Annotated in this window: 19 protein-coding genes; 13 read left to right on the top strand and 6 right to left on the bottom strand. The window is 67.4% G+C overall.

Annotated elements, in window-relative coordinates:
- Positions 1-68: 68 nt before the first annotated feature.
- Positions 69-1,016 carry a LysR family transcriptional regulator gene (locus tag AKI39_RS20700; protein WP_066640402.1) on the bottom strand — a complete coding sequence of 316 codons (948 nt, stop codon included), beginning with the start codon at positions 1,014-1,016 and terminating at the stop codon, positions 69-71.
- Between the two features lie 107 nt (positions 1,017-1,123).
- Between AKI39_RS20700 and AKI39_RS20695 the strand changes: the two genes are divergently transcribed.
- Entirely contained in the window at positions 1,124-1,573 is a 450-nt protein-coding gene (locus tag AKI39_RS20695; RefSeq protein ID WP_066640399.1) for a DoxX family protein, read from the top strand.
- A gap of 233 nt (positions 1,574-1,806) precedes the next feature.
- Entirely contained in the window at positions 1,807-3,420 is a 1,614-nt protein-coding gene (locus AKI39_RS20690; protein ID WP_066640396.1) for an ABC transporter substrate-binding protein, read from the top strand.
- A 39-nt stretch (positions 3,421-3,459) separates the two neighbouring features.
- On the opposite strand, the gene AKI39_RS20685 is transcribed toward AKI39_RS20690, so the two are convergent.
- From AKI39_RS20685 to AKI39_RS20675, 3 genes are all read right to left on the bottom strand, one after another.
- Entirely contained in the window at positions 3,460-4,887 is a 1,428-nt protein-coding gene (locus AKI39_RS20685; RefSeq protein WP_066640388.1) for an ROK family protein, read from the bottom strand.
- A 124-nt stretch (positions 4,888-5,011) separates the two neighbouring features.
- Positions 5,012-6,847 carry an ABC transporter ATP-binding protein gene (locus tag AKI39_RS20680; RefSeq protein ID WP_066640385.1) on the bottom strand — a complete coding sequence of 612 codons (1,836 nt, stop codon included), beginning with the start codon at positions 6,845-6,847 and terminating at the stop codon, positions 5,012-5,014.
- Between the two features lie 172 nt (positions 6,848-7,019).
- On the bottom strand, positions 7,020-7,907 hold the full coding sequence (locus AKI39_RS20675) for a LysR family transcriptional regulator (protein WP_066640382.1): 888 nt from the start codon (positions 7,905-7,907) through the stop codon (positions 7,020-7,022).
- A 192-nt stretch (positions 7,908-8,099) separates the two neighbouring features.
- On the opposite strand from AKI39_RS20675, the gene AKI39_RS20670 reads away from it, so the two are divergent.
- The 7 genes from AKI39_RS20670 (at position 8,100) to AKI39_RS20640 (ending at position 14,146) form a co-directional block, all read left to right on the top strand.
- Complete coding sequence (locus tag AKI39_RS20670) at positions 8,100-9,062, top strand: agmatinase (protein WP_066640380.1); 963 nt, start codon at positions 8,100-8,102, stop codon at positions 9,060-9,062.
- A gap of 11 nt (positions 9,063-9,073) precedes the next feature.
- Positions 9,074-9,487 carry a RidA family protein gene (locus tag AKI39_RS20665; RefSeq protein WP_066640377.1) on the top strand — a complete coding sequence of 138 codons (414 nt, stop codon included), beginning with the start codon at positions 9,074-9,076 and terminating at the stop codon, positions 9,485-9,487.
- 250 nt (positions 9,488-9,737) lie between these two features.
- A complete protein-coding gene (locus tag AKI39_RS20660) occupies positions 9,738-10,523 on the top strand; it encodes a transporter substrate-binding domain-containing protein (RefSeq protein ID WP_066640372.1) in 786 nt (261 codons plus the stop codon).
- 66 nt (positions 10,524-10,589) lie between these two features.
- Positions 10,590-11,978: an MmgE/PrpD family protein gene (locus tag AKI39_RS20655; protein WP_066640369.1), complete on the top strand. Its 1,389-nt coding sequence runs from the start codon at positions 10,590-10,592 to the stop codon at positions 11,976-11,978.
- A gap of 20 nt (positions 11,979-11,998) precedes the next feature.
- A complete protein-coding gene (locus AKI39_RS20650) occupies positions 11,999-12,673 on the top strand; it encodes an amino acid ABC transporter permease (protein WP_201258522.1) in 675 nt (224 codons plus the stop codon).
- A 34-nt stretch (positions 12,674-12,707) separates the two neighbouring features.
- Positions 12,708-13,358 carry an amino acid ABC transporter permease gene (locus AKI39_RS20645; RefSeq protein WP_066640367.1) on the top strand — a complete coding sequence of 217 codons (651 nt, stop codon included), beginning with the start codon at positions 12,708-12,710 and terminating at the stop codon, positions 13,356-13,358.
- A 14-nt stretch (positions 13,359-13,372) separates the two neighbouring features.
- Positions 13,373-14,146, top strand: coding sequence for an amino acid ABC transporter ATP-binding protein (locus AKI39_RS20640; RefSeq protein ID WP_083228961.1), 774 nt, complete (start codon positions 13,373-13,375; stop codon positions 14,144-14,146).
- Positions 14,147-14,814: 668 nt separating this feature from the next.
- On the opposite strand, the gene AKI39_RS20635 is transcribed toward AKI39_RS20640, so the two are convergent.
- Positions 14,815-16,227 (bottom strand): MFS transporter, encoded by a 1,413-nt coding sequence (locus AKI39_RS20635; protein WP_158515197.1) that lies wholly within the window; start codon positions 16,225-16,227, stop codon positions 14,815-14,817.
- A gap of 233 nt (positions 16,228-16,460) precedes the next feature.
- Here AKI39_RS20635 and AKI39_RS20630 point away from each other — a divergent pair, with 233 nt between their 5' ends.
- A complete protein-coding gene (locus AKI39_RS20630; RefSeq protein WP_066640363.1) occupies positions 16,461-17,462 on the top strand; it encodes a Bug family tripartite tricarboxylate transporter substrate binding protein in 1,002 nt (333 codons plus the stop codon).
- 174 nt (positions 17,463-17,636) lie between these two features.
- On the top strand, positions 17,637-19,433 hold the full coding sequence (locus AKI39_RS20625; protein WP_066640357.1) for an IlvD/Edd family dehydratase: 1,797 nt from the start codon (positions 17,637-17,639) through the stop codon (positions 19,431-19,433).
- Between the two features lie 106 nt (positions 19,434-19,539).
- Here AKI39_RS20625 and AKI39_RS20620 read toward each other — a convergent pair whose 3' ends face one another.
- The gene (locus AKI39_RS20620; RefSeq protein ID WP_066640355.1) at positions 19,540-20,442 is read right to left on the bottom strand and encodes a LysR family transcriptional regulator; all 903 of its coding nucleotides are present in this window, start codon (positions 20,440-20,442) and stop codon (positions 19,540-19,542) included.
- A 256-nt stretch (positions 20,443-20,698) separates the two neighbouring features.
- Between AKI39_RS20620 and AKI39_RS20615 the strand changes: the two genes are divergently transcribed.
- Both AKI39_RS20615 and AKI39_RS20610 read left to right on the top strand, forming a co-directional pair.
- Positions 20,699-21,643 carry a dihydrodipicolinate synthase family protein gene (locus tag AKI39_RS20615; protein WP_066640353.1) on the top strand — a complete coding sequence of 315 codons (945 nt, stop codon included), beginning with the start codon at positions 20,699-20,701 and terminating at the stop codon, positions 21,641-21,643.
- Between the two features lie 147 nt (positions 21,644-21,790).
- Positions 21,791-23,347, top strand: coding sequence for an amidase (locus tag AKI39_RS20610; protein ID WP_066640343.1), 1,557 nt, complete (start codon positions 21,791-21,793; stop codon positions 23,345-23,347).
- The last annotated feature ends 187 nt before the right edge of the window (positions 23,348-23,534 follow it).

The following is a 23,534-nucleotide window of genomic DNA, read 5'->3' as shown; positions in this document are numbered from 1 at the left end:
GCCGCCGAGCGACGTCGGCCAGGTACGCCCCGCCCGGTAACCCGGGCGATGCGCCGGCGCGGCGCGGCTTATTGGCCGCCCGCGTCGGTGCCCCGGGTGGCGGCCAGCGTGGTCGGGCAGGCACGGCTGCCGTCCTTGAGCTGGTCCAGGAACCAGCGTCCCGCCGGCCCGGGGGGATTGTCATGCCGGTACACGGCATGCACGGAGATCGGCGGCACGCGGCATTCGGGGCTCTCGCGCGTCAAGGCCACCAGTTCGCCGCTGTTGATCTGCGCCTGCACCATCGCCAGCGGCATGTGCCCCCAGCCAAAACCGGCACATAGAAAGGCATGCTTGGCGCCCATGTCCGCCAGCCGCCAGGTCAGTGGCGAGAAAACGCCGTAGTTGTTGCCGGCGGTCAGGTCGGTCCTGTCGGTCAGCACGAGCTGCACATGCTTGGCCAGTTCACTGGCCGTGATTTCGCCGTCCACCGATGCCAGCGGGTGCGAAGGCGCCACCACCTTCACCATGGGTACGTCCAGCAGCTTTTCCCCTTGCAGGATGTCCGGGATGGTGGGCAGGGAACCGATCACGCCCAGCGCGCAGGTGCCGTCCAGCACGGGCTTGGCCACGCCGCCCAGGGCCTCCACGTACAGCCGCAGCGGCGTGTGCGGGAAGGCGGCCCGGAACCCGCCGACCGTCTTGGTCAGCGCCTGCATGGGGTACATGACGTCGATGACCGCGGTCAGTTCCGGTTCCAGCCCGTTGGCCATGGATTTGGCCTTGGCCTTGAAGGCGTTCATCCCCTGCAATACCGAGCGTGCCTCCTGCAGCAGGGCGCGGCCCGCGTCGGTCAGTACCGGATAGCGGCCGCCGCGGTCGAACAGCTTGACGCCGGTTTGCGCCTCCAGGTTGGCCAGGGTATGGCTGACCACCGATTGGGCGCGCCGCAACTGCCGGCCCGCCGCGGAAAAGCTGCCCGCTTCGGCCGCCGCGACGAAGGTGCGCAATTGGTCCAGCGAGATGGCTTCAAGCATGAGTATCTGTTTTTTGGATGGATAAGATCGAAATATATAGTCTTCCCGTGGGATAGGGCAACCCTTAATCTGCGCCCATCGTTAACTTTCCCAGAGGGGAGACCTACATGACCACTCAAACCACCCAGACCGCCCAGTCCACGTACGGTAATTCCGCGATCCCCGCCGCCCAGAGCAGCGGGGCCGCATCCCTGATCAGCCGCGTCTTGCTGGCGGCCCTGTTCGTGATCGCTGGCCTCGGCAAGCTGGCCGCGCCGGCCGGCACGATCGGCTATATCGCGTCGGCCGGCTTGCCGGTGCCGACGCTCAGCTACGCGGTTGCGCTGTTGATCGAAATCGGCGGCGGCGTCTTGCTGATCGTCGGTTACCGCACCCGCCTCGTCGCGGCCATCATGGGCATATTCACGGTGGTGACCGCGCTGATCTTCCACAGCGCCCTGGGCGACCCCGGCCAGCAGATGCACTTCCTGAAGAACCTGGCCATCGCCGGCGGCATGTTGCAGCTTGTCCTGAACGGTGCAGGCGGGTACAGCATCGACCAGCGCGCCCGCCGATAGCCAGGGATGGTGCCCCGGCGGAGGACTTCGATAGCGCCACGCCGGGCAACACCAATCGGGCCGCGTCGCACGGGTAATCCCTGGTACTTCGCCATCGGCGTGGCCCTGCGGCGTTGATAGAATGGCCGGCCACGGGCGTCGGTGCCCGTGTCCGGCGGGCTTCGGCGGTGCGCCTGGCGTTTCGCTCCCCGCGATACAACAGCCCAAGCAAGGGCACGTACCGAGGGGACCCGATGACCGCACGCATTGCAATCGCCGCTTTCGCCACCTTGTTCGCGCTGGCCGCCGGCGCGGCCCACGGCCAGGCGCTGCGCGTCGGCCTGGCGTCCGAGCCCACGTCGATGGACCCGCACTACCACCAGGCCACGCCCAACGACGCCTTGTCGGCGCACGTGTTCGACACACTGGTGGCGGCCGACGCCGGCATGAAGCTCATCCCCGGTCTTGCCACCGCGTGGAAGCCGGTCAACGATACGACCTGGGAATTCACGCTGCGCCAGGGCGTGAAGTTTTCCAACGGGGCGCCTTTTACGCCCGAAGATGTCATCTTCACGTTCTGCCGCGTGCTGAACAACCCGCAGGCGATCGCCGGCTCCTATGCCAACATCGCGCTCAAGATCGACAAAATGGACGTCAAGGACGGATCGACCCTGGTCATCACCACCAAGGCACCCTATCCCTTGCTGGCCAACGAGCTGACCCGCATGTGGATCCTGTGGAGCGGCATCGCGCAGCACGACCAGATCCGCTTCGATCCGGAGCACAAATGCGGCGTGACGGGGCCGTGGCCCAAGATGGAAGACTTCAATTCCGGCAAGAACGCCATCGGCACCGGTCCCTATGCCTTGAAGTCTTTCGTGCGCGGCACCGGGATTACGCTGGAACGCAACGAAGGCTATTGGGGCAAGAAACCCGCGTGGAAGGAAGTCAGGTTGACGCCGGTGCCCAGCGCCGGTCCGCGCATGACGGGATTGCTGGCCGGCGACTTCGACCTGATCGAAAACCCCGCTGCGCGCGACCTGAAGCGGCTGGATGGCGACAAGAAGTTCAAGTACGTCATCACGCCGTCGGTGCGCGTACTGTTCCTGCAAATGGACGTCGGGCGCAATCCCAGCCCGCAGGTGCAGTCGCCGGACGGGAAGAACCCCTTGCAGGATCTGCGCGTGCGCCGCGCGATCTCCATGGCGATCGACCGCAAGGCCATTACGCAGCGCATCATGGACGGCGCGGCCACGCCGGCCAACCAGTTCCTGCCCGACGGCATGTTCGGGGCATTGCCGCATGCTCCCGAGTTGAAGTACGACCCGGCGGGGGCGAAGAAGCTGCTGGCGGAAGCCGGTTATCCCGACGGCTTCTCGATCACCCTGGCGGCCACCAACGACCGCTACATCAACGATGCGGCGGTGGCACAGGCAGTGGCGCAGTATCTCTCGCGGATCGGCATCAAGACGAACGTCAACGCCATGACGCGGTCGGTGTTCTTCCCGCAGCGCGCCAAGCGGGAATTCAGTTTCGCGATGGGGGGATGGGGCTCGGATACGGGCGAGGCTTCGTCCTTCCTGACCTACTGGGTGACCTCGCTGGACAAGGACCGCGGGCTGGGTACCAGCAACTACGGCGGCTTTTCAGACCCCGAGTTCGACAAGGTGTTCAGGCAGGCGATCACGACGGTCGACCCGGCGCAGCGCGAAAAACTGCTGCAAGAGGCCGTGCGGCGCGCGCTGGACCAGCTGCCCAGTATTCCGCTGCACTTCGAAAGCAGCACGTGGGCGTTCCGCGGCGATATCAGCTATGAAGGCCGGGCCGACCAGTTGACCCTGGCGGCGTCGGCCAGGCCCGCGCATTGATGGCAGGCCGGCGCTGTTGACGGCGGCCGGCGCGGGCTGCTATTTGCGGGCTGCGCGTGTCTTGGCGGTGGAGGTTGCCTTGCCGGCTGCGCGTGTCTTGGCGGTGGAGGTTGCCTTGCCGGCTGCGCTGGTCTTGCCGGTCGCGCTTGTCCTGGCGGCAGCGCTGGCCTTTCCGGTCCCGCCAGTCTTGGCGGCTGTGCCTGTCTTGCGCACTGCGCTTGTCCTTTTGGCCGCACTGGTCTTGCCGGCTGCATTAGTCTTGCGGGCCGCACTAGGCTTGCGGGCTGCGCTTGCCTTGCGGGCCGCGCTTGCCTTGCCGGCCGCGCTTGCCTTGCGAGCGGCCTTCGTCTCGTTGGCCGTGTCCGGCTTGCGTGCCGTCTCCGTGCTCGCCGTCTTGCCGCTGTCGCCGGCGTCCTCGCCGGGCTTGCGCCGCATGGTGTAGCAGGCGTTGCCCACCCCGGTTCCTACCGTCAGCACGGCCCAGCGCCGCACCTCGTCAAGGTAGGGAAGTTCGGACAAGCCCTGCACCACGGCGTCGTTGTGCAGCACCACCTTCGTTTCCTGGCCGTCGATCGGCGGCAACCGCTTGCACAGCGCCGCCGGAAGATGGAAGCCGCGATGCGCCCAGTCGCCGGGCAGGTTCTGGGTGCCGCGGCTGATCGATCCATCCTGGCGGATCCGGCCCGGGCAAGCCACGCCTATCCACGGCGCCAGCTTGATGTCTTTCTTCCTGGCGTATTCGATTTGCTCGATCAGCATATCGGCGATGCCCTGGACCACGTGCTCCTTGCGCGTCGTGTTCTCGTCGCGCGCATGGCTCCATTTTTCCGAGATGACCACCTTGGCCTTGCGAGGGTCGCGGTCCTTGGGCAGCCGTACGATGCCGCAGCGGATGTTGGTGCCGCCGATATCGACGGCCAGCATCGCGCGGTAGCGCTGGGCCAGCTCGGCCGGCATCAGGTGCAGCCAGCCGATCAACCCGCCCTCATCGGCATGGTGATGCAGCAGCCGCAGCTGCACGTGCACATCTTCATGGAACAGGCGTTTCGCCACGGCTTCGATCGCCCGGGCGCCGATCTCGCTCTGTTTCAATCCGCCGCCGATGATGACCCGCTGCACACCCTTCCACGACTTCTGGTTCAGGAAGCGGCGTATCACCCGGGCAAGTTGCTCCGCGTAGTCCTCCAGCGCGCCGTGTATCGCCGCGGCCGCGGCGTCTTCGCGCGACATGAGTTCGTCCAGCTTCTTCTTCGGGATTTCCTCGGTGGGCTTGCTGCCCAGGGGATCCTCGCCGTGCAGCCTTGCGAACAGGACGCGCCAGGCTTGCAGGATGGCCTGGAAGGCGGGCCGGCTGGCGTTGTCGCCGACGAAGCCGTTCTCGTCCCGCAGCGCCACGCTGTAGCTTTCGATGGTGAAGGTGGGAAACTCCAGCGCGCCGTGCGGTAAATCGCTGTCGGGGTCGGGCATGCTCGCTCCAGTAGGCGATGGGCGGCCGGCTCGGCCTCACCGCATCCTATCGGGATACGCCAACCGCCGCCGTCCGTCGTACGGTGGGTGGCGGCGGCCTCCTAGCACGCGGCATGCCAGCGCCCTAGGCGGTACCGGACGCCCCCATGGCGGCTTCCTCGGGCATGGGACTGGTCAGGGACAATGCCTGCCGTTGGTACAGGCGGCGATAGACGCCATCGGGGCGCGAGACCAGCGCGTCGTGGCTGCCTTCCTCGATGATGCGGCCTTTTTCCATGACGATCAGGCGGTCCAGCGACCGCACGGTGGACAGGCGGTGCGCCACCACCAGCGTGGTGCGGCCCACCATCAGCCGCTCCATCGCCTGCTGTATGAGCATTTCGCTTTCGCTGTCCAGGCTGGACGTCGCTTCGTCCAGGATCAGGATGGGCGCGTCCGCCAGGAAGGCGCGCGCGATCGCCACCCGCTGGCGCTCGCCGCCGGACAGCTTGATGCCGCGTTCGCCGACCAGGGTCTCATAGCCGCGCGGCAGCGTCGCGATGAAATCGTGCGCGTTGGCCAGCCCCGCGGCGGCTTCGATCTGCGCCTGCGTCGCGCCGGGGCGGCCGTAAGCGATGTTTTCCGCCAGGGTGCGGTGGAACAGGATGGGCTCCTGCTGCACGATCGCGATCTGCTGGCGCAGGGATGCCTGCTGGACGGTGGCGATATCCTGGCCGTCGATCAGGATGGCGCCCTTGTTGACGTCGTGCATGCGCTGGATCAGCTTGACGAAGGTGGTCTTGCCCGAACCGGAATGGCCGACCAGGCCGACGCGTTCGCCCGGGGCGATGCGCACGGAGAAGTCCTTGTACAGCGGCGTGGTGTGGCCGCCGTACAGGAAGGTCACGTGATCGAAGCGGATCTCGCCGGCGCTAATGGCGATAGGTATCGCGCCGGGGCGGTCCGCGATTCCCAGGGGCTGGCGTTCCAGGCCGACCAGTTCCTCCATGTCGTTGACCGAGCGCTGAAGGTTGCGCACATGCGTGCCCAGTTCGCGCATATAGCCTTGCAGGATGAAGAACATCGTCAGCACGAAGGCGATGTCGCCGGCGCTTGCGCGCTGGCTGGCCCACAGCAGCAGGGCGACGCCGACGATGGCCAGCCGCATCAAAACCAGCATGACGCCCTGCGCGCTGCCGTTCACCGTGCCGCGGATCCAGCCGCGATAGGTGCGCGCGCGCCATTTGCCGATCACGCGCTGCAGGCGGGCCTCTTCGCGTGTTTCGGCACCGAAGGCCTTGACGACGGCGTTGCAGCTGATGGCATCGGCCAGCGCGCCGCCCAGCCGGGTGTCCCAGGCGTTGCCCAGGCGCGCGGCGGGCGCCACGAAGCCCAGTGACAGCATCACGATCGCCACCAGGTAAATGAGCGCGCTGGCGCCCACGACGACGCCCATCACGGGCCAATGCGCGCCCAGCAGCGCCGCGGCTCCCGCCAGCATGATCAGCGTCGGCAACAGCGCCAGCAGCAGGGTGTCGTTCAGCAGGTCCAGCGCCCAGATGCCGCGCGTGATCTTGCGCACCGTGGAACCCGCGAACGTGTTGGCATGCCAATCGCTGGAAAAGCGCTGCACGCGGTGGAAGGCCTCGGCGCAGATGCGGCTCATCATCGTCAGCGTCATCGCGGAAATGACGGCGAAGGCGAACTGTCGCAGGACCAGGCTGGCCAGGCCCAGCGCGATCAGGATGCCGAATGCCGCCAGGGCGGCATGCCAGGTGGCCGGCTCGGCCGCCGTGCCGGAGGTCACCGCGTCGATGAGGCGGCCGGCATACATGGGCGTGACGACGTCGGCCACGGCCGAGGACAGCATCAACAGGGCGGTCAGCGCGACATGGCGGGGCTGCTGGCGCCAGTGGCGAAAGGTGAATGCTAGGGCGTCCCTGAAGACGTGCCCTCGCAGGTCGAAGCGGGAACGGGGCATGGGAGGAAAGGCGATAGAGGTGGCGCGGACGCCGCGAGGGCGCAGGCGCGGGGATGTCAGATTATCGCCGACTCGGCGCGTGTACCGCGACACGCCGTCGTTTATCCGACGCGCGCACTGTTTCGCTTCGTAAACGGTGGCCGAGGCGCGCGTTCCCCCTCGATATGACTGGCTACGCCGGCGCCCGGAAGTCGTGCAGTTCGCGCAGGATCCCCAGGAACAACTCGGCGCGGTGGCTGAGCGGCCGCGCGGCTTCCGTTATGGCGCAGCCGGCGTGCTGGAAGACCGGACTGCCGCGCTGCAGTTTCAACGCGAAGCGCTTTTCCAGCAGCTGGCCGTAATGGGTGGGCAGGATGCCCTGGTAATACCCGGTGGCGACCAGCGCGCCCACGGAATCCAGGCCGCCGGCATCCGGCCCGCGCGTGTAGCGGCCCGAGCGCAATGCCTGTTCGACGTAGGGATGGGCGCGATAGACCAAGGGCAGGCCGCGTCCCGCCTTGCGGTCGGCGATGCGGCCCGACACGTAGACACGATGGGTTTCGGTGTAGAGCGGCAGGTAGTTGAACTCGGGATCGTCGCGGTAGCGGCCCCGGATGGCGATGTCCACGCGCTGTTCGCGCAGCGCCTGGTTCAATTCCGTGAACGCCATGACGATGATCTCGGGCTGGACGTTCGGCGCGTCCTGGCGCAGGCGGGCCAGCGCTTCCGGTAGTTTGCACTGCGGATGCGTCAGCGTGTGTTCGCCGATGCCTATGGTCAGGGGGCCGGACAGCACGCCATGCGCCGCATCGATTTCCGGCCGGATGCGCGAAAGGGCGCGCAGCGCGCTGGAGGCGAGGTTCAGCGCCACCACGCCTTCCGGCGTCAGCTTGAAGCCGCCGGGCCCGCGTTCGCAGAGGGTCACGCCCAGGCGTTCCTCGACCTCGCGCACATGGCGGCTGATGGATGCCTTGGTCATGTGCAGCTGCTTTTCGGCGGCGGCGAAGCCCCCGGCCTGTGCGGCGCTGCAGAACACCCGTAGCGAACGCAGGTCGCGCTCGTCGAAATCCGGTCTGGCCATGGCAATGCCCCGAAAAGCGGGAACCTTTCCCGAATGCGAAAGGTATCGCATTCCGAGACTATCCCGACAAAAAAATCATTTTTTACCAATACCCGGCACTCGTAAAGTGTTCCTCGTCATTCCCGGTGCCGCCTGGGCGCGCCACGACCCAAGGCTGTCACTTCCCTTTCCTGCCATGAAGGTGTCGACTACATGGAAACCCTTACTGTCCCGCCGCGTACCGGTCACAAGAGCCTGCTGTATTCCGAGCTGGTCACCGATCTGGAAAACCTGCGCGCCGATATCGCCATACTGGGCATGCCCTTCGGATCGGCCTACGGCCCGCATTCCTTTACCAACGACCAGACTCGCGCGCCGCAGACGATACGCGACTTGACCGACCGCCTGGTGCGGGCGCCCGAGCACTACGACTTCGACATCGACGGGCCGCTGCTGCAAGGCCGCACGGACATCCGCTTCGTCGATTGCGGCGACGTGCTGCCCGACCTGACCAAGCCCGGTGACCACTACCGGCGCTGCGAGCTGGCGGTGCGCCACATCCTGCAGGGCGGCGGGCTGCCTATCGTGCTGGGCGGCGATCATGGCATCACCACGCCGGTGCTGCGCGGCTACGACCAGCATGGTCCCATCACCCTGGTCCACGTCGATGCCCACCTGGACTGGCGCGAGGAGGTCAACGGCGTGCGCGACGGGTTGTCCAGCCCTATCCGCCGCGCGTCGGAGCTGCCCTATGTGAAGCACATCGTGCAGATCGGCCTGCGCGCCCAGGGCAGCGGCCGGCCCGCCGACTACGAGGCGGCGCGCCGCTATGGCGCGGACCTGATCACGGCCTACGAATTGCACGACGTCGGCATGCAGGCGGTGCTGGACCGCATTCCCGACGGCGGCAACTATTACCTGAGCATCGATGCCGACGGCATGGACGCGGCCGTCATGCCCGCTGTCGACGGGCCCGCGCCCGGCGGCGTGACCTTCGTGCAGGCGCGCAAGCTGATACACGGCCTGGTGAAGAAGGGCCGCGTCGTCGGCATGGACATCGTGGAAATCCAGCCGTCCAAGGACAACGCCGCCATGCTGACCTGCGTGACCGCCGGTCGGCTGATCGTCAACCTGATCGGCGCCTCCATCCGCGCCGGCTATTTCGACCGCAAGTGAGAAGCGACACCATGGCACACACACGCATCCGTAAATTCAATACCCGCGCCACGTATCCGGAACAGAAGCTGGACAACGATCTCTGCCAGGCGGTGGTCGCGCGCGGCACCTTCGTTTTCCTGCGCGGACAGATCGGCCAGGACCTGGATACCTCCGAATCGGTATGCATCGGGGACGTAGCGGGCCAGACGGAGCAGGCGATGAAGAATATCGACATGCTGCTCAAGGAGGCCGGCAGCGCGCTGGACCACATCTGCAAGCTGACGATCTATATCTCGGACCCGCGCTATCGCGAGGATGTCTATCGCGTGGTGGGGCGTTGGCTGAAAGGGGTGTTTCCCGTCTCCACGGGCATCGTGGTAAGCGCCTTCGCGCGCCCCGAGTACATGGTGGAGGTGGACGCCACCGCGGTTATCCCCGATTGACTTTCCGGCCTGGTAATTCGATAAGTGCGATGCCGGCTTGCCGGCACGCTGTCCGCGAAGAACATAACAACGCAGCCTCCGGGGCCGCGGGCTTCGGCCCCGCGGCCGCGGCCACAAGGGTTCGATGCCGCTGGGAGCAGGCGGAGCGACGCGGGTGTGTTTTGCTGGTATTCCCGTGCGAGTCCATACAGACCTTTTTGTTGAAGTGATTTTTCTCCTGCTCCGGCAGATTTCTTCGTAAGGAAGCGGTATGAAACTCAAACTCTTCGCCATGGCCGTCATCGGCTTCGCCGCGTCGCTGTCGGCGCTGCCCGCGTCCGCCCAGGATGCCCTGTCCACCATCATGGCGCGCAAGTCGATACGCGTGGCCGTGCCCACCGACTATCCTCCCTTCGGCTTCGTGGGCAACGATATGCAGCCGCAGGGCATGGATATCGATATGGCGCGCCTGATCGCCGAAAAACTGGGCGTGAAGCTGGAACTGGTGCCCGTCACGGCGCCCAACCGCGTCGCCTACCTGCAAACCAAGAAAACCGACCTGACGATTTCCTCGCTGGGCAAGACGGCGGAACGCGCCAAGGTGATCGATTTCAGCATCGCCTATTCGCCTTTCTTCGACGCGGTGTTCGGCGCGAAGGGACTGAAGGCCAGCAGCTATGAAGACCTGAAGGGCAAGGTCATCTCGGTGACGCGCGGCTCGATGCAGGACGAGGAATTGCAGCGGCTGGCGCCGGGCGCCGAGGTCAAGCGCTTCGAGGACAACAACAGCACCATCGCGGCTTTCCTGTCGGGACAGACGCAGCTGTTCGCCAGCGGTACCGCGGTCGCGTCCGCGATCCAGCAGAAGAACCCGTCCGCCGACCTGGAGCTGAAGGTCGTGCTGGCCAACGCTCCCTGTTATGTCGGGGTCGGCAAAGGCGAAACGCAGCTGCTGGACAAGGTGAATGCCATTATTCGCCAGGCCAGGCAGGACGGCACCATCGACAAGCTGTCGCGCAAGTGGCTGGGCGCGCCCGCGGGCGATCTGCCGGATTGATGCCGGCCGGCGACCCGCCTCCCAGAAGGCGTGCCGGCCCTGCAGGATGCACAAGGGGAACACGTGATGCAACGTGAAGACGATGCAAGTGCGCGCATCGCGCGCTGGGTGGCGTCGCTGCGGGCCGATGCGATGCCACCGTCCGTGCGCGCCCGCGCGCGCGGCTGCCTGATCGATACGGTGGGCGTGGCGCTGGCGGGCTCGGCCACGGCGGCGGCGCGGCACGCCCGCGCCCTGGTCGATGAAGCGGCGCCGGATGGGCCTTGTACCGCGCTGGGCGCCAGCCGCCGCTACGATGCCTGTGGGGCGGCCTTCGCCAACGGCACGGCGGCGCACGCCCAGGATTTCGACGACAACTGCTACGCGGGCTTCGTGCACGGCTCGGCCGTCATCGTGCCGGCCTTGCTTGCCGTGGGCGAACGCCAGGGCGCGACCGGCGCGGACGCCGTCAGCGCCTACGTGGCGGGCGCCGAGTGCGAATACGCGGTGGGCGCCGCCACGCGTTCACGGTTGTACGAACGCGGCTGGTGGACGACGGGCGTGCTGGGGCCGATCGGGGCCAGCATGGCGGCGGCCTGGCTGTTGAAGCTGGACGAAGCGCGTACCCGCGCGGCCCTGGGCCTGGCGGTGGCCAGCGCCGGCGGCATGAAGGCCTGCTTCGGCTCGGATGCGAAGCCGCTGGGCGCCGGCCACGCGGCCAGGGCTGGCGTGGCGGGCGCGCTGCTGGCCGCCCACGGCGCATCCGGTCCGGACCGCGCGCTGGAAGGCGATAACGGCCTGGCCGCCCTGTTCAACGAGGGCATCCTCGACGACGACCGCATTGGCGTGCTGGGTCGGCAATGGTACCTGGAGCAGCCGGGCGTGGACGTCAAGCGCATTCCCGTCTGCCTGTCCTCGCACGCCGCCGCGGACGCGGTGGCGGAACTGGTGGCCGAACACGGCGTGGCCGCGCAGGACATCGAGGAGATCGTTTGCGATGTGCCCCCCATCGTCCTGGCGAACCTGAAGTACGAGGTACCCGGGTCGCCGCGCGAAGCGCAGTTCAGCATGCCCTTCGCGATCGCGGTGACCTTGCTCCACGGCGCGGTGCAATTGCGCCATCTGTGCGCCGAGGTGCTGGCGGATCCGGCGTTGCTGACATTGATGGCGCGGGTCAGGCAGTACAGCGGGGAGCGGTGGCGGGACGCCCGTCTGCGCGAGCGGGCGCCCGAAGGCGCCGCGGTGCGCGTGCGCCTGCGCGATGGGCGCACGCTGGAGCGGTTTCGCGCCGTGGCGCGGGGCGGCGCGAGCGATGCGCTTTCCGATACCGAACTGGGCGGCAAATTCCGCGACTGCGCGGACCCGGTGCTGGGTGCGTCCCGCGCGGCCGCGCTGCTGGTGAACCTGCAAGCCATGGATGGAAGAACCCCGCTGCGCACCCTGCTGCGCGGCGCCGCTGGCGCGCTGCCTGCCTGAGCCGACAAAGGGCGATATCGATGCTGCAATTTTCCGATGTGCTGGCCGCCTGGCCCATGTTCCTGGATGGGCTGGCCTTTACCGTATTCCTGACGTTGGTGTCGTGCACGCTGGGCACGCTGCTGGGGATCGCCTGCGCGGGGGCGCGCTTGCACGGCGGGCCGGTCACGCGGTCCATCGTGGCCTGTTACGTGGAGTTCTTCCGCAATACGCCGTTCCTGGCGCAGATATTCTTCATTTTCTTCGGCCTGCCGTCGGTGGGCCTGAAGCTGGGAAGCACCAGCGCGGCGCTGCTGTCGCTGACCTTGAACCTGGGCGCCTACGCCTGCGAGATCGTGCGCGCCGGCCTGGAAGCCACGCCGCGCGGCCAGATCGAGGCCGCCGAATCCCTGGCCTTGAGCCGCTGGCAGATCTTCACGCGCGTGGTGGTGCCGCCTGCGTTGGCGCGTATCTGGCCCGGGCTGACCAGCCAATTGGTGATCATGATGCTGGCCTCCGCGCTGTGCAGCCAGATATCGACGGCGGAGCTGTCCTATGTGGCGAATTTCATCGCGGGCAAGACCTTCCGAAATTTCGAGTCGTACATCGTGGTGACCGCGGTCTATCTGGGCCTGGCCATCGCGTTGCGCGCGCTGCTGGCGTGGCTGGGCCCGCGCTGGATCTTCGGGCGCCTGCCCGTGGGCGCGCTCAAATGAGCGCCGCGGCGATCGTCTTGATGAGGAACCGGCGATGAACGCGTTCTCGGGCTGGGACATCATCCGCAATCTGCTGTTGGCGCTACCCTGGACGCTGGCGCTGTCCGCGATCGCGTTCGTGGGCGGTTCGCTGCTGGCCGTGGCGATGCTGGTGCTGCGGCTGTGGAAACCCGCGACGCTGGGCCGCGCGGTGGGCTGGTATGTGCAGCTGTTCCAGGGCACGCCGCTGCTGATGCAGCTGTTCCTGACGTATTTCGGGCTGGCACTGGTGGGCGTGGAGACCACGCCGCTGTCGGCCGCGACGGTGTGCCTGATCTTCTATGCCTGCGCGTATCTGACCGAGACATGGTACGGCTGCGTGCGGTCGATTCCGCCGGGACAGTGGGAGGCATCGGCCAGCCTGGCGCTGAACCTGCGCGAGCAGCTGGTGCACGTGATTTTCCCCCAGACTTTCCGCATGGCGGTTCCGCCCACGGTGGGCTTGCTGGTGCAGATCATCAAGAATACGTCGCTGGCGTCGGTAGTGGGATTCGTGGAGCTGACTCGCGCCGGCCAGATGATCGCCAATGTGACGTACGAGCCTTTCGTGGTGTATGGGCTGGTGTCGCTGATCTATTTCGCGATCTGCTTTCCGTGTTCGCTGCTGGGGCGGCGTCTGGAAAGACGAACGCGCATCCAATACTGAAAAGGGAGGCCGGCATGCCTGGCAACGATATGGGCCGCGACCGCGAGGGCTGCCTGGTGGAAATCAAGGGGCTGCGCAAATGCTTCGGCGACAACGAAGTCCTGAAGGGCATAGACTTGTGCGTGCAGCGCAGCGAGGTCGTGTCCATCATCGGGCGTAGCGGTTCGGGCAAGAGTACGCTGCTGCGGTGTATCAACGGACTCGAGCGCTTCGATGCCGGCAGCCTTGCGGTGGGCGGGCGCGCGCTGAAGCACGGCGACGCGCATGCGATGCGGGAGTTGCGGCAGAGCGTCGGGATGGTGTTCCAGCAGTTCAATCTTTTCCCGACGATGAGCGCGGGCGAGAACATCATGCTGGCGCCGCGGTTGGTGCGCAAGCTGCCGCAGGCGGATGCGCGCAAATTGGCGGAGTCGCTGCTGGACCGGGTGGGGTTGGCGGGGCGCTTCGACAGCGCGCCGCATCAGCTTTCAGGCGGGCAGCAGCAGCGTGTGGCCATCGCGCGGGCGTTGGCGATGAACCCGGAAGTGGTGCTGTGCGATGAGATGACGTCGGCGTTGGATCCCGAGCTGGTGGGTGAGGTGCTGCAGGTGATCGAGAAACTGGCGCGCGAGGGGTGTACGTTGATTATCGTCACGCACGAGATGGGGTTTGCGCGGAAGGTCAGCGATCGGGTGATTTTCATGCATCAAGGCCGCGTGCATGAGGAGGGGGGGCCGGAGGAGATTTTCGATCGGCCTCGGACGGTGGAGTTGCGGAATTTTTTGTCGGTGCCGGTGGAGCAGGTTTAGGTATTTGCGGATGGGGGGCGCTTGCTTGGGCCTGTCCGTTTTGCTTGGGCGGTACGTTTTGCTTGGGTCGTCCGTTTTGCTTGGGTCGTCCGTTTTGCTTGGGTCGTCCCTTTTGCTAGGGTCGTCCGTTTTGCTCGGGCCGTCCGTCGGGGGGGATGCCTGTCGGGGCCGGCCCGATCGTCCGGTCCGGCCCGCGGGGGCCGGACACCGCATCGCTGTCCTCGTCCGCCGGGCGTTGGGGGTGGTGTTTTTTCTTGATGGTGTCCGCGCCTCGGCTCCCTTCGGCGCCCGCTCGCTCGGACTCAACGGGCCGGCCCCGACAGGCATCCCCCCCGACGGACTCCGTTGTGCCTTAATCACTGTCCGCTGGCACGGGTTGAGTGCTTGGCACTTCGTGGGGGGGCGTGGGTGAACGGCGGAAGATCTTGGGTTGCCCGTCGTATTGCGGCCGCCCAGCGCGGCCGCAATACGCCTACGCTTTGTTGGGGTGTCTAGGGTGCTCGATGTGGCCGGTGTGACGGGTGTGCCCAGTGTGACCGGTGTGCCCAGTGTGCCGGGTGTGCCCAGTATGACTGGTGTGACTGGTGTGACCGTGTGGCTCTGTGTGGGTGTGCGGGGTGGGACGGCGTGCGGTGTGTCGCTGTGTCGGTGGTGTATGCGAAATGGGCTTATGTGTGGGTTCGTGCGCGGCGGCGTAGTACGGTGAGTTGGAGGGCGGCCATCAGGGCTAGCTGGATTGCCACGACGAAGAAAGGAGTCTGGTAGTCGCCGGTCAGCGTGACCAGCAGCGAGAACAGCGAAGGCCCGACGAAATAGCCCAGGAAGGAAATCAGGACGGAGGCGGACGTGGCCTCCACGATTTTTTCCGGTGGGGACAGGCGGGCGATTTCGGCCAGGTAGATGCCGTTCCAGCTGGCGGCGAAGAAGCCGGCGGCGCCGGCGGCCAGGCCGGCCAGGGTCAGGGAGGGCGATGCCGGCAGCAGGGCGTAGGCCGCCACCAGCGCGGCGGCGATGAAGGCCTGGATGGTCAGGTTGTAGGCGGGGCGGCCGGTGCGGTCGGCCAGCCAGCCCAGGAAGATGCGCGCGAAGACGCCGGCGAACTGCATGCAGGCGTAGGCGATGCCGGCCGTGGCCAGGGGCATGCCGCGCGCGGTGACCAGGTAGGTCACCGAAAAGGAAAACAGCGAACCTTGGACGATGGCGAAGGAGAAGGCCAGGGCGGATACCGTCAGCAGGGATGGCGCCGCGCGCAGTACGCGATAGGGCGTGGCGAAGGCGCGGGGGTGTATCAGCGCCTTCACGTGTATGGCGCGTTGCGGATCGCGCTCGGTATCCAGGCGTTCGCGCGCGGGCGCGATCACGCAGGCGGCGGCGATGCCGATGGCCATGGAAATCAGCATGGCGCCTTCCCATCCCCAGGCCGCCGCGGCGGGCGCCAGGATCAGGCCGGCGCAGGCCGCGCCCGCGGGCGCGCCGGCTTGCTTGATGGAGAAGATCAGGGTGCGATGCCGGGGCGGCGCGGTGGCGGCCAGGATGCGGCTGCCGGCGGGTGGGGATGGGCCGTAGCCTATGCCCATGAGGATGGCGCCGACGATCAGCAGGGGCCAGTAGCCCGTGGCGGCCAGTCCCAGGCCGAATACCGCCAGCAGCGCGCCGGCCTGCAGCATGCGCACGGGGCCCAGGCGGGCCAGCAGCGGGGCGCCGAACAGCAGGAAGAGGACGGTGCCCAGCGAATTGAGCGAAGAGAGATTGCCGACGCGTTCGGGCGACAGGCCAGCGCCGGCCGTGAGCAGGGGCGCGATCACGGGCAGGCTCTGGTCCAGGAAGGACGCCACGGTCTGCATGCCCAGCGTGGTGGACAACGCCAGGACCCACAGCGGAACCCGCGGAGAGGCGGCGGCATGCTCGGCGTCGGGTCCCTCGGCGCCAGGCCGACGCTCGGCGGCCTGCGCAGGGGCGCTCCGGCCATCGCCGGCGCTTGCGTGCCGGGCGCCGGCATCGCCTGGGCGCGCCGGGGTGGGCACAGGCATATCGGCGTTGTCGGGATGCTGCGAAGACGAAGACGGCGGCGTGTCTTTCATGGCGGCGTGGCAAGGGGTCCGGATGCGGAAGGCGAAGCGGCGGTCTGCTGGCCGCGCGACATGGTACCGCGCGGTACCGCGCGGCGAGCGCCGGCGCCCGGCGGACCTGAACAAAATTTCGCTTTGAACCATACAAAACCCAGGCTTCCGGCGTGTCTGGCCATGAATAATGGTTGCCGGGACCGGCGCCGCCCGCGTGGCCGGGCCATCAAAAACATAATGGAGACAAACGCATGCCCATCCGCCAATCCGCGCCGCGCAGGCGCTTGCTGGCTGCCGCCGCCTGTGCGCTGGCCGTCCTGGCTTCCTACGCGCCCCATGCACAGGCCGCTTTTCCTGATCATGCCTTGAAGCTGGTCGTGCCCTATCCCCCCGGCGGTGCCACGGACGTGGTGGGCCGGGTGATCGCGATGAAGCTGTCGGAAGTGCTGAAGCAGCAGGTGGTCGTGGAGAACCGCGGCGGCGCGGGCGGCAACCTGGGCGCCGACGCGGTGGCGCGTGCCGAACCCGATGGCTATACGCTGTTGATGGGGGCGATTACCTCGCATTCCATCATGTCGACGCTGGAGAAGAAATCGATCTCGTACGACCTGATGCGCGACCTGACGCCGGTCGCCACGATCGCCGCCGTGCCGCTGGTGTTCGTGGTCAATCCCACGCTGCCGGTCCACAACCTGAAGGAACTGATCGCCTACGCCAAGGCCAATCCGGGCAAGCTCACCTATGCATCGTCCGGCGCCGGCGCACCGCAGCGCATGGCGGCCGAGCTCTTCAAGCGGCAGGCCGGCGTGGATATGCTGCATGTGCCGTATCGCGGCAGCGGACCCGCCATGACCGACCTGGTCGGCGGCCAGGTGCTGACGATGGTGGAAACCGTGCCGGCCGCGCTGCCTTTCATCAAGAGCGGACAGCTGCGCGCGCTTGCGGTTACGATGCCCGAGCGCATTTCCATGCTGCCCGATACGCCAACGGCGGCGGAGGCCGGCCTGCCCAACTTCAATGTCGCGTCGATGTTCGGGGTGCTGGTGCCGGCCAGGACGCCCAAGCCCGTGGTCGACACCTTGAACGCGGCATTGGCGAAAATCCTGGTGATGCCGGACACCAAGGAAAAGCTGCTGCAGCAGGGCGCCTACGCGGTCGCGCCGGCCTCGGCGGACGAGGCGCGCAAGCGCCTGCAGGCGGAGGTGGACCAATGGGCACAGGTGATACAGGACGCGAAAATCACGGTGGATTGAGTCCGCGACGCAGTGATGATCGCGGCGGGTGTCACGGCGGATCGATTCCGTCGTGGCGCCGCTATGGCAGTACCGGCTTCGCGGTGGCGCTCGCCCCCGCCGCGGCGCCATGAATCGCGTAGGGGCATCACGGCGTACCCGGCCACGGGGCGACGGTTTCAAAGAAGGATAGTCATGTCATCGAAGTCTTCCTCTACATCCGATGCGGCCGCGGCCAGCGGCATGCGCAAGGGCCTGACCAGCTACGGCGATGCCGGGTTTTCGCTGTTCCTGCGCAAGGCCTTCATCAAGGGCGCCGGCCTGAGCGACGACGCGCTGTCGCGCCCCATCGTGGGCATCGCCAATACCGGCAGCGGTTTCAATCCCTGCCACGGAAATATGCCGCAGCTGCTGGAGGCCGTGAAGCGCGGGGTGATGCTGGCCGGCGGCCTGCCGGTGGAATTCCCGACCATCTCGGTCCATGAAAGCTTCGCGTCTCCCACCAGCATGTTCCTGCGCAACCTGATGTCCATGGACACGGAGGAGATGATCCGTGCCCAACCCATGGATGCGGTGGTGCTGATCGGCGGCTGCGACAAGACCGTTCCCGCGCAACTGATGGCCGCCGCGAGCGGCAAGGTGCCGGCCATCCAGCTGGTGACCGGCTCGATGCTGACCGGCTCGCACCGCGGCGAACGCGTCGGCGCCTGCACGGACTGCCGCCGTTTCTGGGGCAAATACCGCGCGGAGGAAATCGACGACGCCGAAATCGCCGACGTCAACAACCAGCTCGTCGCCAGCGTCGGTACGTGTTCGGTGATGGGCACGGCCAGTACGATGGCCTGCATCGCGGAGGCGCTGGGCATCGCGGTGCCCGGTAGCGCGTCGCCACCGGCCGTGACGGCCGACCGCATCCGCGTGGCCGAACGCACCGGCGCCGAAGCGGTGGCGATGATAGGCAGACAGCTGACGCCGGACCGCATCCTGACCGCGAAGTCCTTCGAAAACGCGCTGCGCGTGCTGCTGGCGATCGGCGGGTCCACCAACGGCATCGTGCACTTGACCGCGGTGGCGGGCCGGCTGGGCATCGCCCTGGACATGGAAGCCTTCGACCGCATCGGCAAGGAAACCCCCGTGCTGGTGGACCTGAAGCCGTCGGGCCAGCACTACATGGAGGACTTCCACAAGGCGGGCGGCGTGCGCACGCTGCTGCGCGAACTGCGGCCGCTGCTGCACCTGGATGCCCTGACGGTCACTGGCCGCACGCTGGGCGAGGAGCTGGACGATGCGCCACCCGCCTTCCCGCAGGACGTCGTACGCCCCTTCGACAAGCCCGTTTATGCGCAAGGCGGCATCGCCGTGCTGCGCGGCAACCTGGCGCCCGGCGGCGCGATCATCAAGCAATCGGCGGCGACCGCCGCGCTGATGGAACATGAAGGCCGCGCGGTGGTGTTCGAAGACCTGGAGGACCTGGCCGCGCGCGTCGACGACGAGGAGCTGGACATCCATGCCGACGACATCATGGTGCTCAAGCACATCGGCCCGGTGGGCGCGCCCGGCATGCCGGAAGCCGGCTATATGCCGATTCCGCGCAAGCTGGCGCGCGCCGGCGTGAAGGACATGGTGCGGATCTCCGATGGCCGCATGAGCGGCACCGCGTCCGGATCCATCGTGCTGCACGTCACGCCGGAATCCGCGATCGGCGGCCCGCTGGCCCTGGTGCGCACCGGCGACCGCATACGCTTGAGCGTCCAGCGGCGCGAAATCTCCCTGCTGGTCGACGACGCCGAACTCGCGCGCCGCAAGGCCGCGTGGCGGCCGCGTCCCGCGCGGGAAGGCGACGACCGCGGCTACCGCAAGCTGTTCCTGAGCACGGTGACACAGGCGGACAAAGGCTGCGATTTCGATTTCCTGCGCGGCACCCAGGACAACGGGAGCACGCCGATCGGCAAGCCACCAGCAAGCGGTGGGCAAGCCGCGAAAAAACCGTGAGTAGCCGGCAGCATGCCATGAGCATGCCATGAGCATGCGTTGAGCGAGCCGGCCCCGGCCACAACGCATGCCCAGGCAAGCCGGCGCTAGCCCGATTGCGCCGGGTTCAGTCCCCGCGCGCGCCACGGCGCGCCGCGGCCCGCGGAAACACCGCGCGGGCATCCTCCAGCAAGGTTTCGGCCAGCGCCGTACGTGCGCCATGCGTTTGCCACACCAGCCCGACGCGGCGAACGGGGGTGCGGCCCGGCAAGGGGACGCGTGTCAAGGCATAGCGGGACGACCACAGCGAGGACCAGTCCGGCAGCAGGGCGACGCCCAATCCCTGGTCCACCAGGGCCGCGACGCCAAGCAGGCTGTCCATTTCCAGGCGCTGGTGCGGCACGATGCGGTGATCGCGCAGATAGCGGTCCGCCAGCTGTCCGCCCAGCACGGAACGGTCATAACGGATGAAGGGCTGGGTGCGCAGCAGCTCGTGCGCATCCCGGCCTTTCATGGAGGCGGGGGCAACCACGATCAGCGGTTCTTCCATGATGGATTGCCAGCGCACGGCCTTGCCGATGGCGAATTGCGGCTCCACCACGATGGCGGCATCCAGCTCGCCGGCGGCGACGCGGTGGCACAGGTCCACCGACGCGCCCGGCATGACGAATACGGACAGGCTGGGATAACGGTCGTACACCCGCTTGAGCACCGGCGGCAGCACGCTGGTCATGGCGGACACGAACACCCCCAGCCGAAGCTCGCCGAACGAGGCCTCGTCTTCCGCCAGCGCCGCCAGGTCGCGCGCATCGCGCAGCAGGGCGCGGGCACGGTCCAGGATACGCATGCCGGCCTCGGTGGGACGCACCGAGCGGCCGGCGCGCTTGATCAACGACAGGCCCAGGGTGTCTTCCAGCGCCTTGATGCGCGCGGCCACCGCCGTCGGCGTCAGGTCCAGCCGCCGCGCTGCCTGGGCGAACGAGCCGCTTTCGGCCACCGTGACGAAGCTCTGCAGGTATCGGGTATCCATTGGGAGGTTCCGCGCGCCGCCGGGCAGGGGACAGCATGGGCGATCGAAGGTTCGCGCCGCGTATGCTGAAAAATATTGCGGTGTGATAGTAACGGAACCCGCTTTTCTATTGTTCTCCGGGGTCTCACACTGCTACCGTGCGGTATGGCGTCCGTGCGTGGCAATGCCATGGACGGGGCAACCGACAACCATCATAACGATACACGCGCCGGCGTCCGAACGTCGAACGGCCGGTTCGTTCCGGAGGAGTTCGTCCATGTCCCACCATCATGACCATCGTCTGCGCGGCGTCCTGTCGCCCGTTCTCACGCCCTTCAATCCGGACCGCACGCCCAGCGCGCAAGGGCTGGTGCGCCACTGCCGGGCGCTGGTCGAACAAGGCGTGGGGCTGGCCGTCTTCGGCACGAATTCGGAAGCCGCGTCGATGTCCGTGGGGGAAAAGCGCGCGCTGCTGGATGCGCTGCTGGCGGCCGGCCTGCCGCCGGACCGCATGATGCCAGGCACCGGCGCCTGCGCGGTGCCGGACGCGATCGAGCTGACCCGCCACGCGGTCCAGGCCGGTTGCGCCGGCGTGCTGGTGCTGCCGCCGTTCTACTACAAGGGCGTCAGCGACGAGGGGCTGTTCCGTGCCTACGCGAACCTGATCGAAGGCGTGGGCGACGACCGGCTGCGGGTGTACCTGTATCACATCCCGCCGGTCAGCGGCGTGCCCATCACGCTGGGACTGATCGAGCGCCTGCTCAAGGCCTATCCCAAGCAGGTGGCGGGCGCCAAGGACAGCTCCGGCGACTGGGAGAACACCGAGGCCATGGTGCGCGCGTTCGCCGCCGACGGCTTCGATGTCTTCCCGGGCAGCGAAGTCTTCCTGCTGCCCGGCCTGCGTGCCGGCGCGGTGGGATGCATCACCGCCACGGCCAACGTCAATGCGGCGGAGATCATGCGGGTGTATCGCGAATGGCAGACGCCGCAGGCGGACGCCTGGCACGAGCGCATCCGCCAGATCCGCGGGATCTTCCAGGCGCTGCCCATGATCTCCGCGATGAAGGAGGCCGTGGCGTGGCAGTCCGGGGACGATGCCTGGCGCATCGTGCGGCCGCCGCTGGTCGAACTGAGCGAAGCGCAGGCCGCCCAGCTGCGGCGGCAGCTGACGGAGGCGGATTACCGGATGCCCATGGCCGACACGCTGGCGTATTCAAGGTAGCAGGGCTCGATGCGCAATCGCGCCCCGGCGATTGCGCGCAATGTGGCGCTTCGAATTTACAGAACGTCTGCTGCGAAAAACTCTAATGGACAGGGGCGCACGCCGCTTCCAGAATCGGCATCGTCCTCATCCTGGCGGAAAACTCCCATGCCGGCTTCTTCCGATTCCCTGGTTTCCTGGTCCACCGTGGACTTGCGCCGCGCCATCGGCGACAAGACGATCTCGCCGGTGGAGCTGCTGCAGGCCTGCCTGGCGCGCATCGAGGCGCTCAACCCGTACCTGAACGCGATTACCGCGACGTGCTACGAGCGTGCGCGGCAGGAAGCGCGCGCGGCCGAGGCGGCGGTGCTGCGCGGCTTGCCGCTGGGGGCGCTGCACGGCTTGCCGCTGGGCGTGAAGGACCTGGAGGAAACCGAAGGCCTGCTGACCACCTTCGGTTCGCCCATGTACCGCGGCCACGTGCCGTCGGCGGACAACCTGATGGTGGCGCGCATGCGCCGCGCGGGCGCCATCGTCGTCGGCAAGACCAACGTGCCGGAACTGGGCGCCGGCGCGAATACGCGCAATCCCGTGTGGGGCGCGACGGGTAATCCCTTCGATCCGCGGCTGAACTGCGGCGGCTCCTCGGGCGGTTCGGCCGTGGCGCTGGCCACCGATATGCTGCCGCTTTGTACCGGCTCGGACACGGGCGGGTCCCTGCGCATCCCGGCCGCCAAGTGCGGGGTCATCGGTTTCCGGCCGTCGCCGGGGCTGGTGCCGGTGGAACGGCGTGCGCTCGGCTGGACGCCGATCTCCGTGGTGGGGCCGATGGGTCGCGTGATGGACGACGTGGGCCTGCACCTGTCGGCGATCGCCGGCCGTGCGGACTGCGATCCGCTGTCCTACGACGTCGACGCGGCGGCTTTCGCCAGCCTGCGCCCGCGCGACCTGGCGAGCCTGCGGGTGGGCTACACCGTGGACTTCGGCGTGTGCGACGTGGACGACGATATCCGGCGCGTGTTCCTGGCCAGGATGGACGCCATGCGCCATCTGTTCAGAAGCTGCGAGGAAGTGCATCCCGACCTGGCGGCGGCGGACCGCTGCTTTGACGTGATCCGCGCGGCCAACTATGTGGCCCGCTATCGCGAGGCCTACGAGGCCGACCCCGCCAACCTGGGGCCGAACCCTCGCGCGAACTACGAAATGGGCGCGGCGATGACACTGGCCGACCATACCGCGGCGCACCTGGACCAGACCCGCATGTTCAAGGCCTTCCAGGCGCTGTACCAGGACTATGACGTGATCCTGGCACCGACCACGCCGGTCTCGCCCTTCCCGTGGACGCAGCTTGCGCTGGACCGCATCAACGGCAAGCCCCAGGAGAACTATTACCGCTGGCTGGCGCTGACCTATGTCGTGACCTTGATGACCAACCCCGCGCTGTCCATGCCTTGCGGGCGCGATCATGCGGGCATGCCATTCGGCATGCAGGTCATCGCCGGCTTCCGCCAGGACCTGGCGCTGCTGGAAATCTGCAAATCGCTGGAGTGGGCCTGGGCCCGCGATCCGGCGCTGGCCCGGCCGCTTCCGGACCTGGATCGCCTGCGCGCGCAGCCGCCGGTGGATTTCCGCACCGGCATCGTGACCGCGCCGCCGGAAGCGGCCCTGGTGCAGGGCTCCGGCGCCGGGCCGCGCGCGGCCGATTCGGTCGACGTGGCGGTTTGAAGCGGGAACCTGCCCATCCTGGGGATATCCCCATCAGGGCCACTACGTACAGACCGGAGAGCCGCGTGTTCATTGGCTTTGCGGGCTGTTCTAATTTCGGCAACGGGCGCGCGCGAATATTGAAATTGCTGCGTGCGCCGCGCCAACCCTAGAATTTTTGCACCGCGCAAACCCTGCGTTCCGCCGG

The organism is Bordetella sp. H567, assembly GCF_001704295.1.
GTDB lineage: Bacteria > Pseudomonadota > Gammaproteobacteria > Burkholderiales > Burkholderiaceae_B > Bordetella_C.
The sequence above is the reverse complement of the archived record's forward strand: the minus strand, read 5'-3'. Positions and strand labels throughout refer to the sequence as shown.

Bases quoted from the DNA above. Each gene is read 5' to 3' on its own strand.
- AKI39_RS20695 (WP_066640399.1), top strand. From the start codon at position 1,124: ATGACCACTCAAACCACCCAGACCGCCCAGTCCACGTACGGTAATTCC.
- AKI39_RS20670 (WP_066640380.1), top strand. From the start codon at position 8,100: ATGGAAACCCTTACTGTCCCGCCGCGTACCGGTCACAAGAGCCTGCTG.
- AKI39_RS20620 (WP_066640355.1), bottom strand. From the start codon at position 20,442: ATGGATACCCGATACCTGCAGAGCTTCGTCACGGTGGCCGAAAGCGGC.
- AKI39_RS20630 (WP_066640363.1), top strand. From the start codon at position 16,461: ATGCCCATCCGCCAATCCGCGCCGCGCAGGCGCTTGCTGGCTGCCGCC.
- AKI39_RS20690 (WP_066640396.1), top strand. From the start codon at position 1,807: ATGACCGCACGCATTGCAATCGCCGCTTTCGCCACCTTGTTCGCGCTG.
- AKI39_RS20615 (WP_066640353.1), top strand. From the start codon at position 20,699: ATGTCCCACCATCATGACCATCGTCTGCGCGGCGTCCTGTCGCCCGTT.
- AKI39_RS20660 (WP_066640372.1), top strand. From the start codon at position 9,738: ATGAAACTCAAACTCTTCGCCATGGCCGTCATCGGCTTCGCCGCGTCG.
- AKI39_RS20650 (WP_201258522.1), top strand. From the start codon at position 11,999: ATGCTGCAATTTTCCGATGTGCTGGCCGCCTGGCCCATGTTCCTGGAT.
- AKI39_RS20645 (WP_066640367.1), top strand. From the start codon at position 12,708: ATGAACGCGTTCTCGGGCTGGGACATCATCCGCAATCTGCTGTTGGCG.
- AKI39_RS20625 (WP_066640357.1), top strand. From the start codon at position 17,637: ATGTCATCGAAGTCTTCCTCTACATCCGATGCGGCCGCGGCCAGCGGC.
- AKI39_RS20665 (WP_066640377.1), top strand. From the start codon at position 9,074: ATGGCACACACACGCATCCGTAAATTCAATACCCGCGCCACGTATCCG.
- AKI39_RS20610 (WP_066640343.1), top strand. From the start codon at position 21,791: ATGCCGGCTTCTTCCGATTCCCTGGTTTCCTGGTCCACCGTGGACTTG.
- AKI39_RS20680 (WP_066640385.1), bottom strand. From the start codon at position 6,847: ATGCCCCGTTCCCGCTTCGACCTGCGAGGGCACGTCTTCAGGGACGCC.
- AKI39_RS20640 (WP_083228961.1), top strand. From the start codon at position 13,373: ATGCCTGGCAACGATATGGGCCGCGACCGCGAGGGCTGCCTGGTGGAA.
- AKI39_RS20655 (WP_066640369.1), top strand. From the start codon at position 10,590: ATGCAACGTGAAGACGATGCAAGTGCGCGCATCGCGCGCTGGGTGGCG.
- AKI39_RS20685 (WP_066640388.1), bottom strand. From the start codon at position 4,887: ATGCCCGACCCCGACAGCGATTTACCGCACGGCGCGCTGGAGTTTCCC.
- AKI39_RS20675 (WP_066640382.1), bottom strand. From the start codon at position 7,907: ATGGCCAGACCGGATTTCGACGAGCGCGACCTGCGTTCGCTACGGGTG.
- AKI39_RS20700 (WP_066640402.1), bottom strand. From the start codon at position 1,016: ATGCTTGAAGCCATCTCGCTGGACCAATTGCGCACCTTCGTCGCGGCG.
- AKI39_RS20635 (WP_158515197.1), bottom strand. From the start codon at position 16,227: ATGAAAGACACGCCGCCGTCTTCGTCTTCGCAGCATCCCGACAACGCC.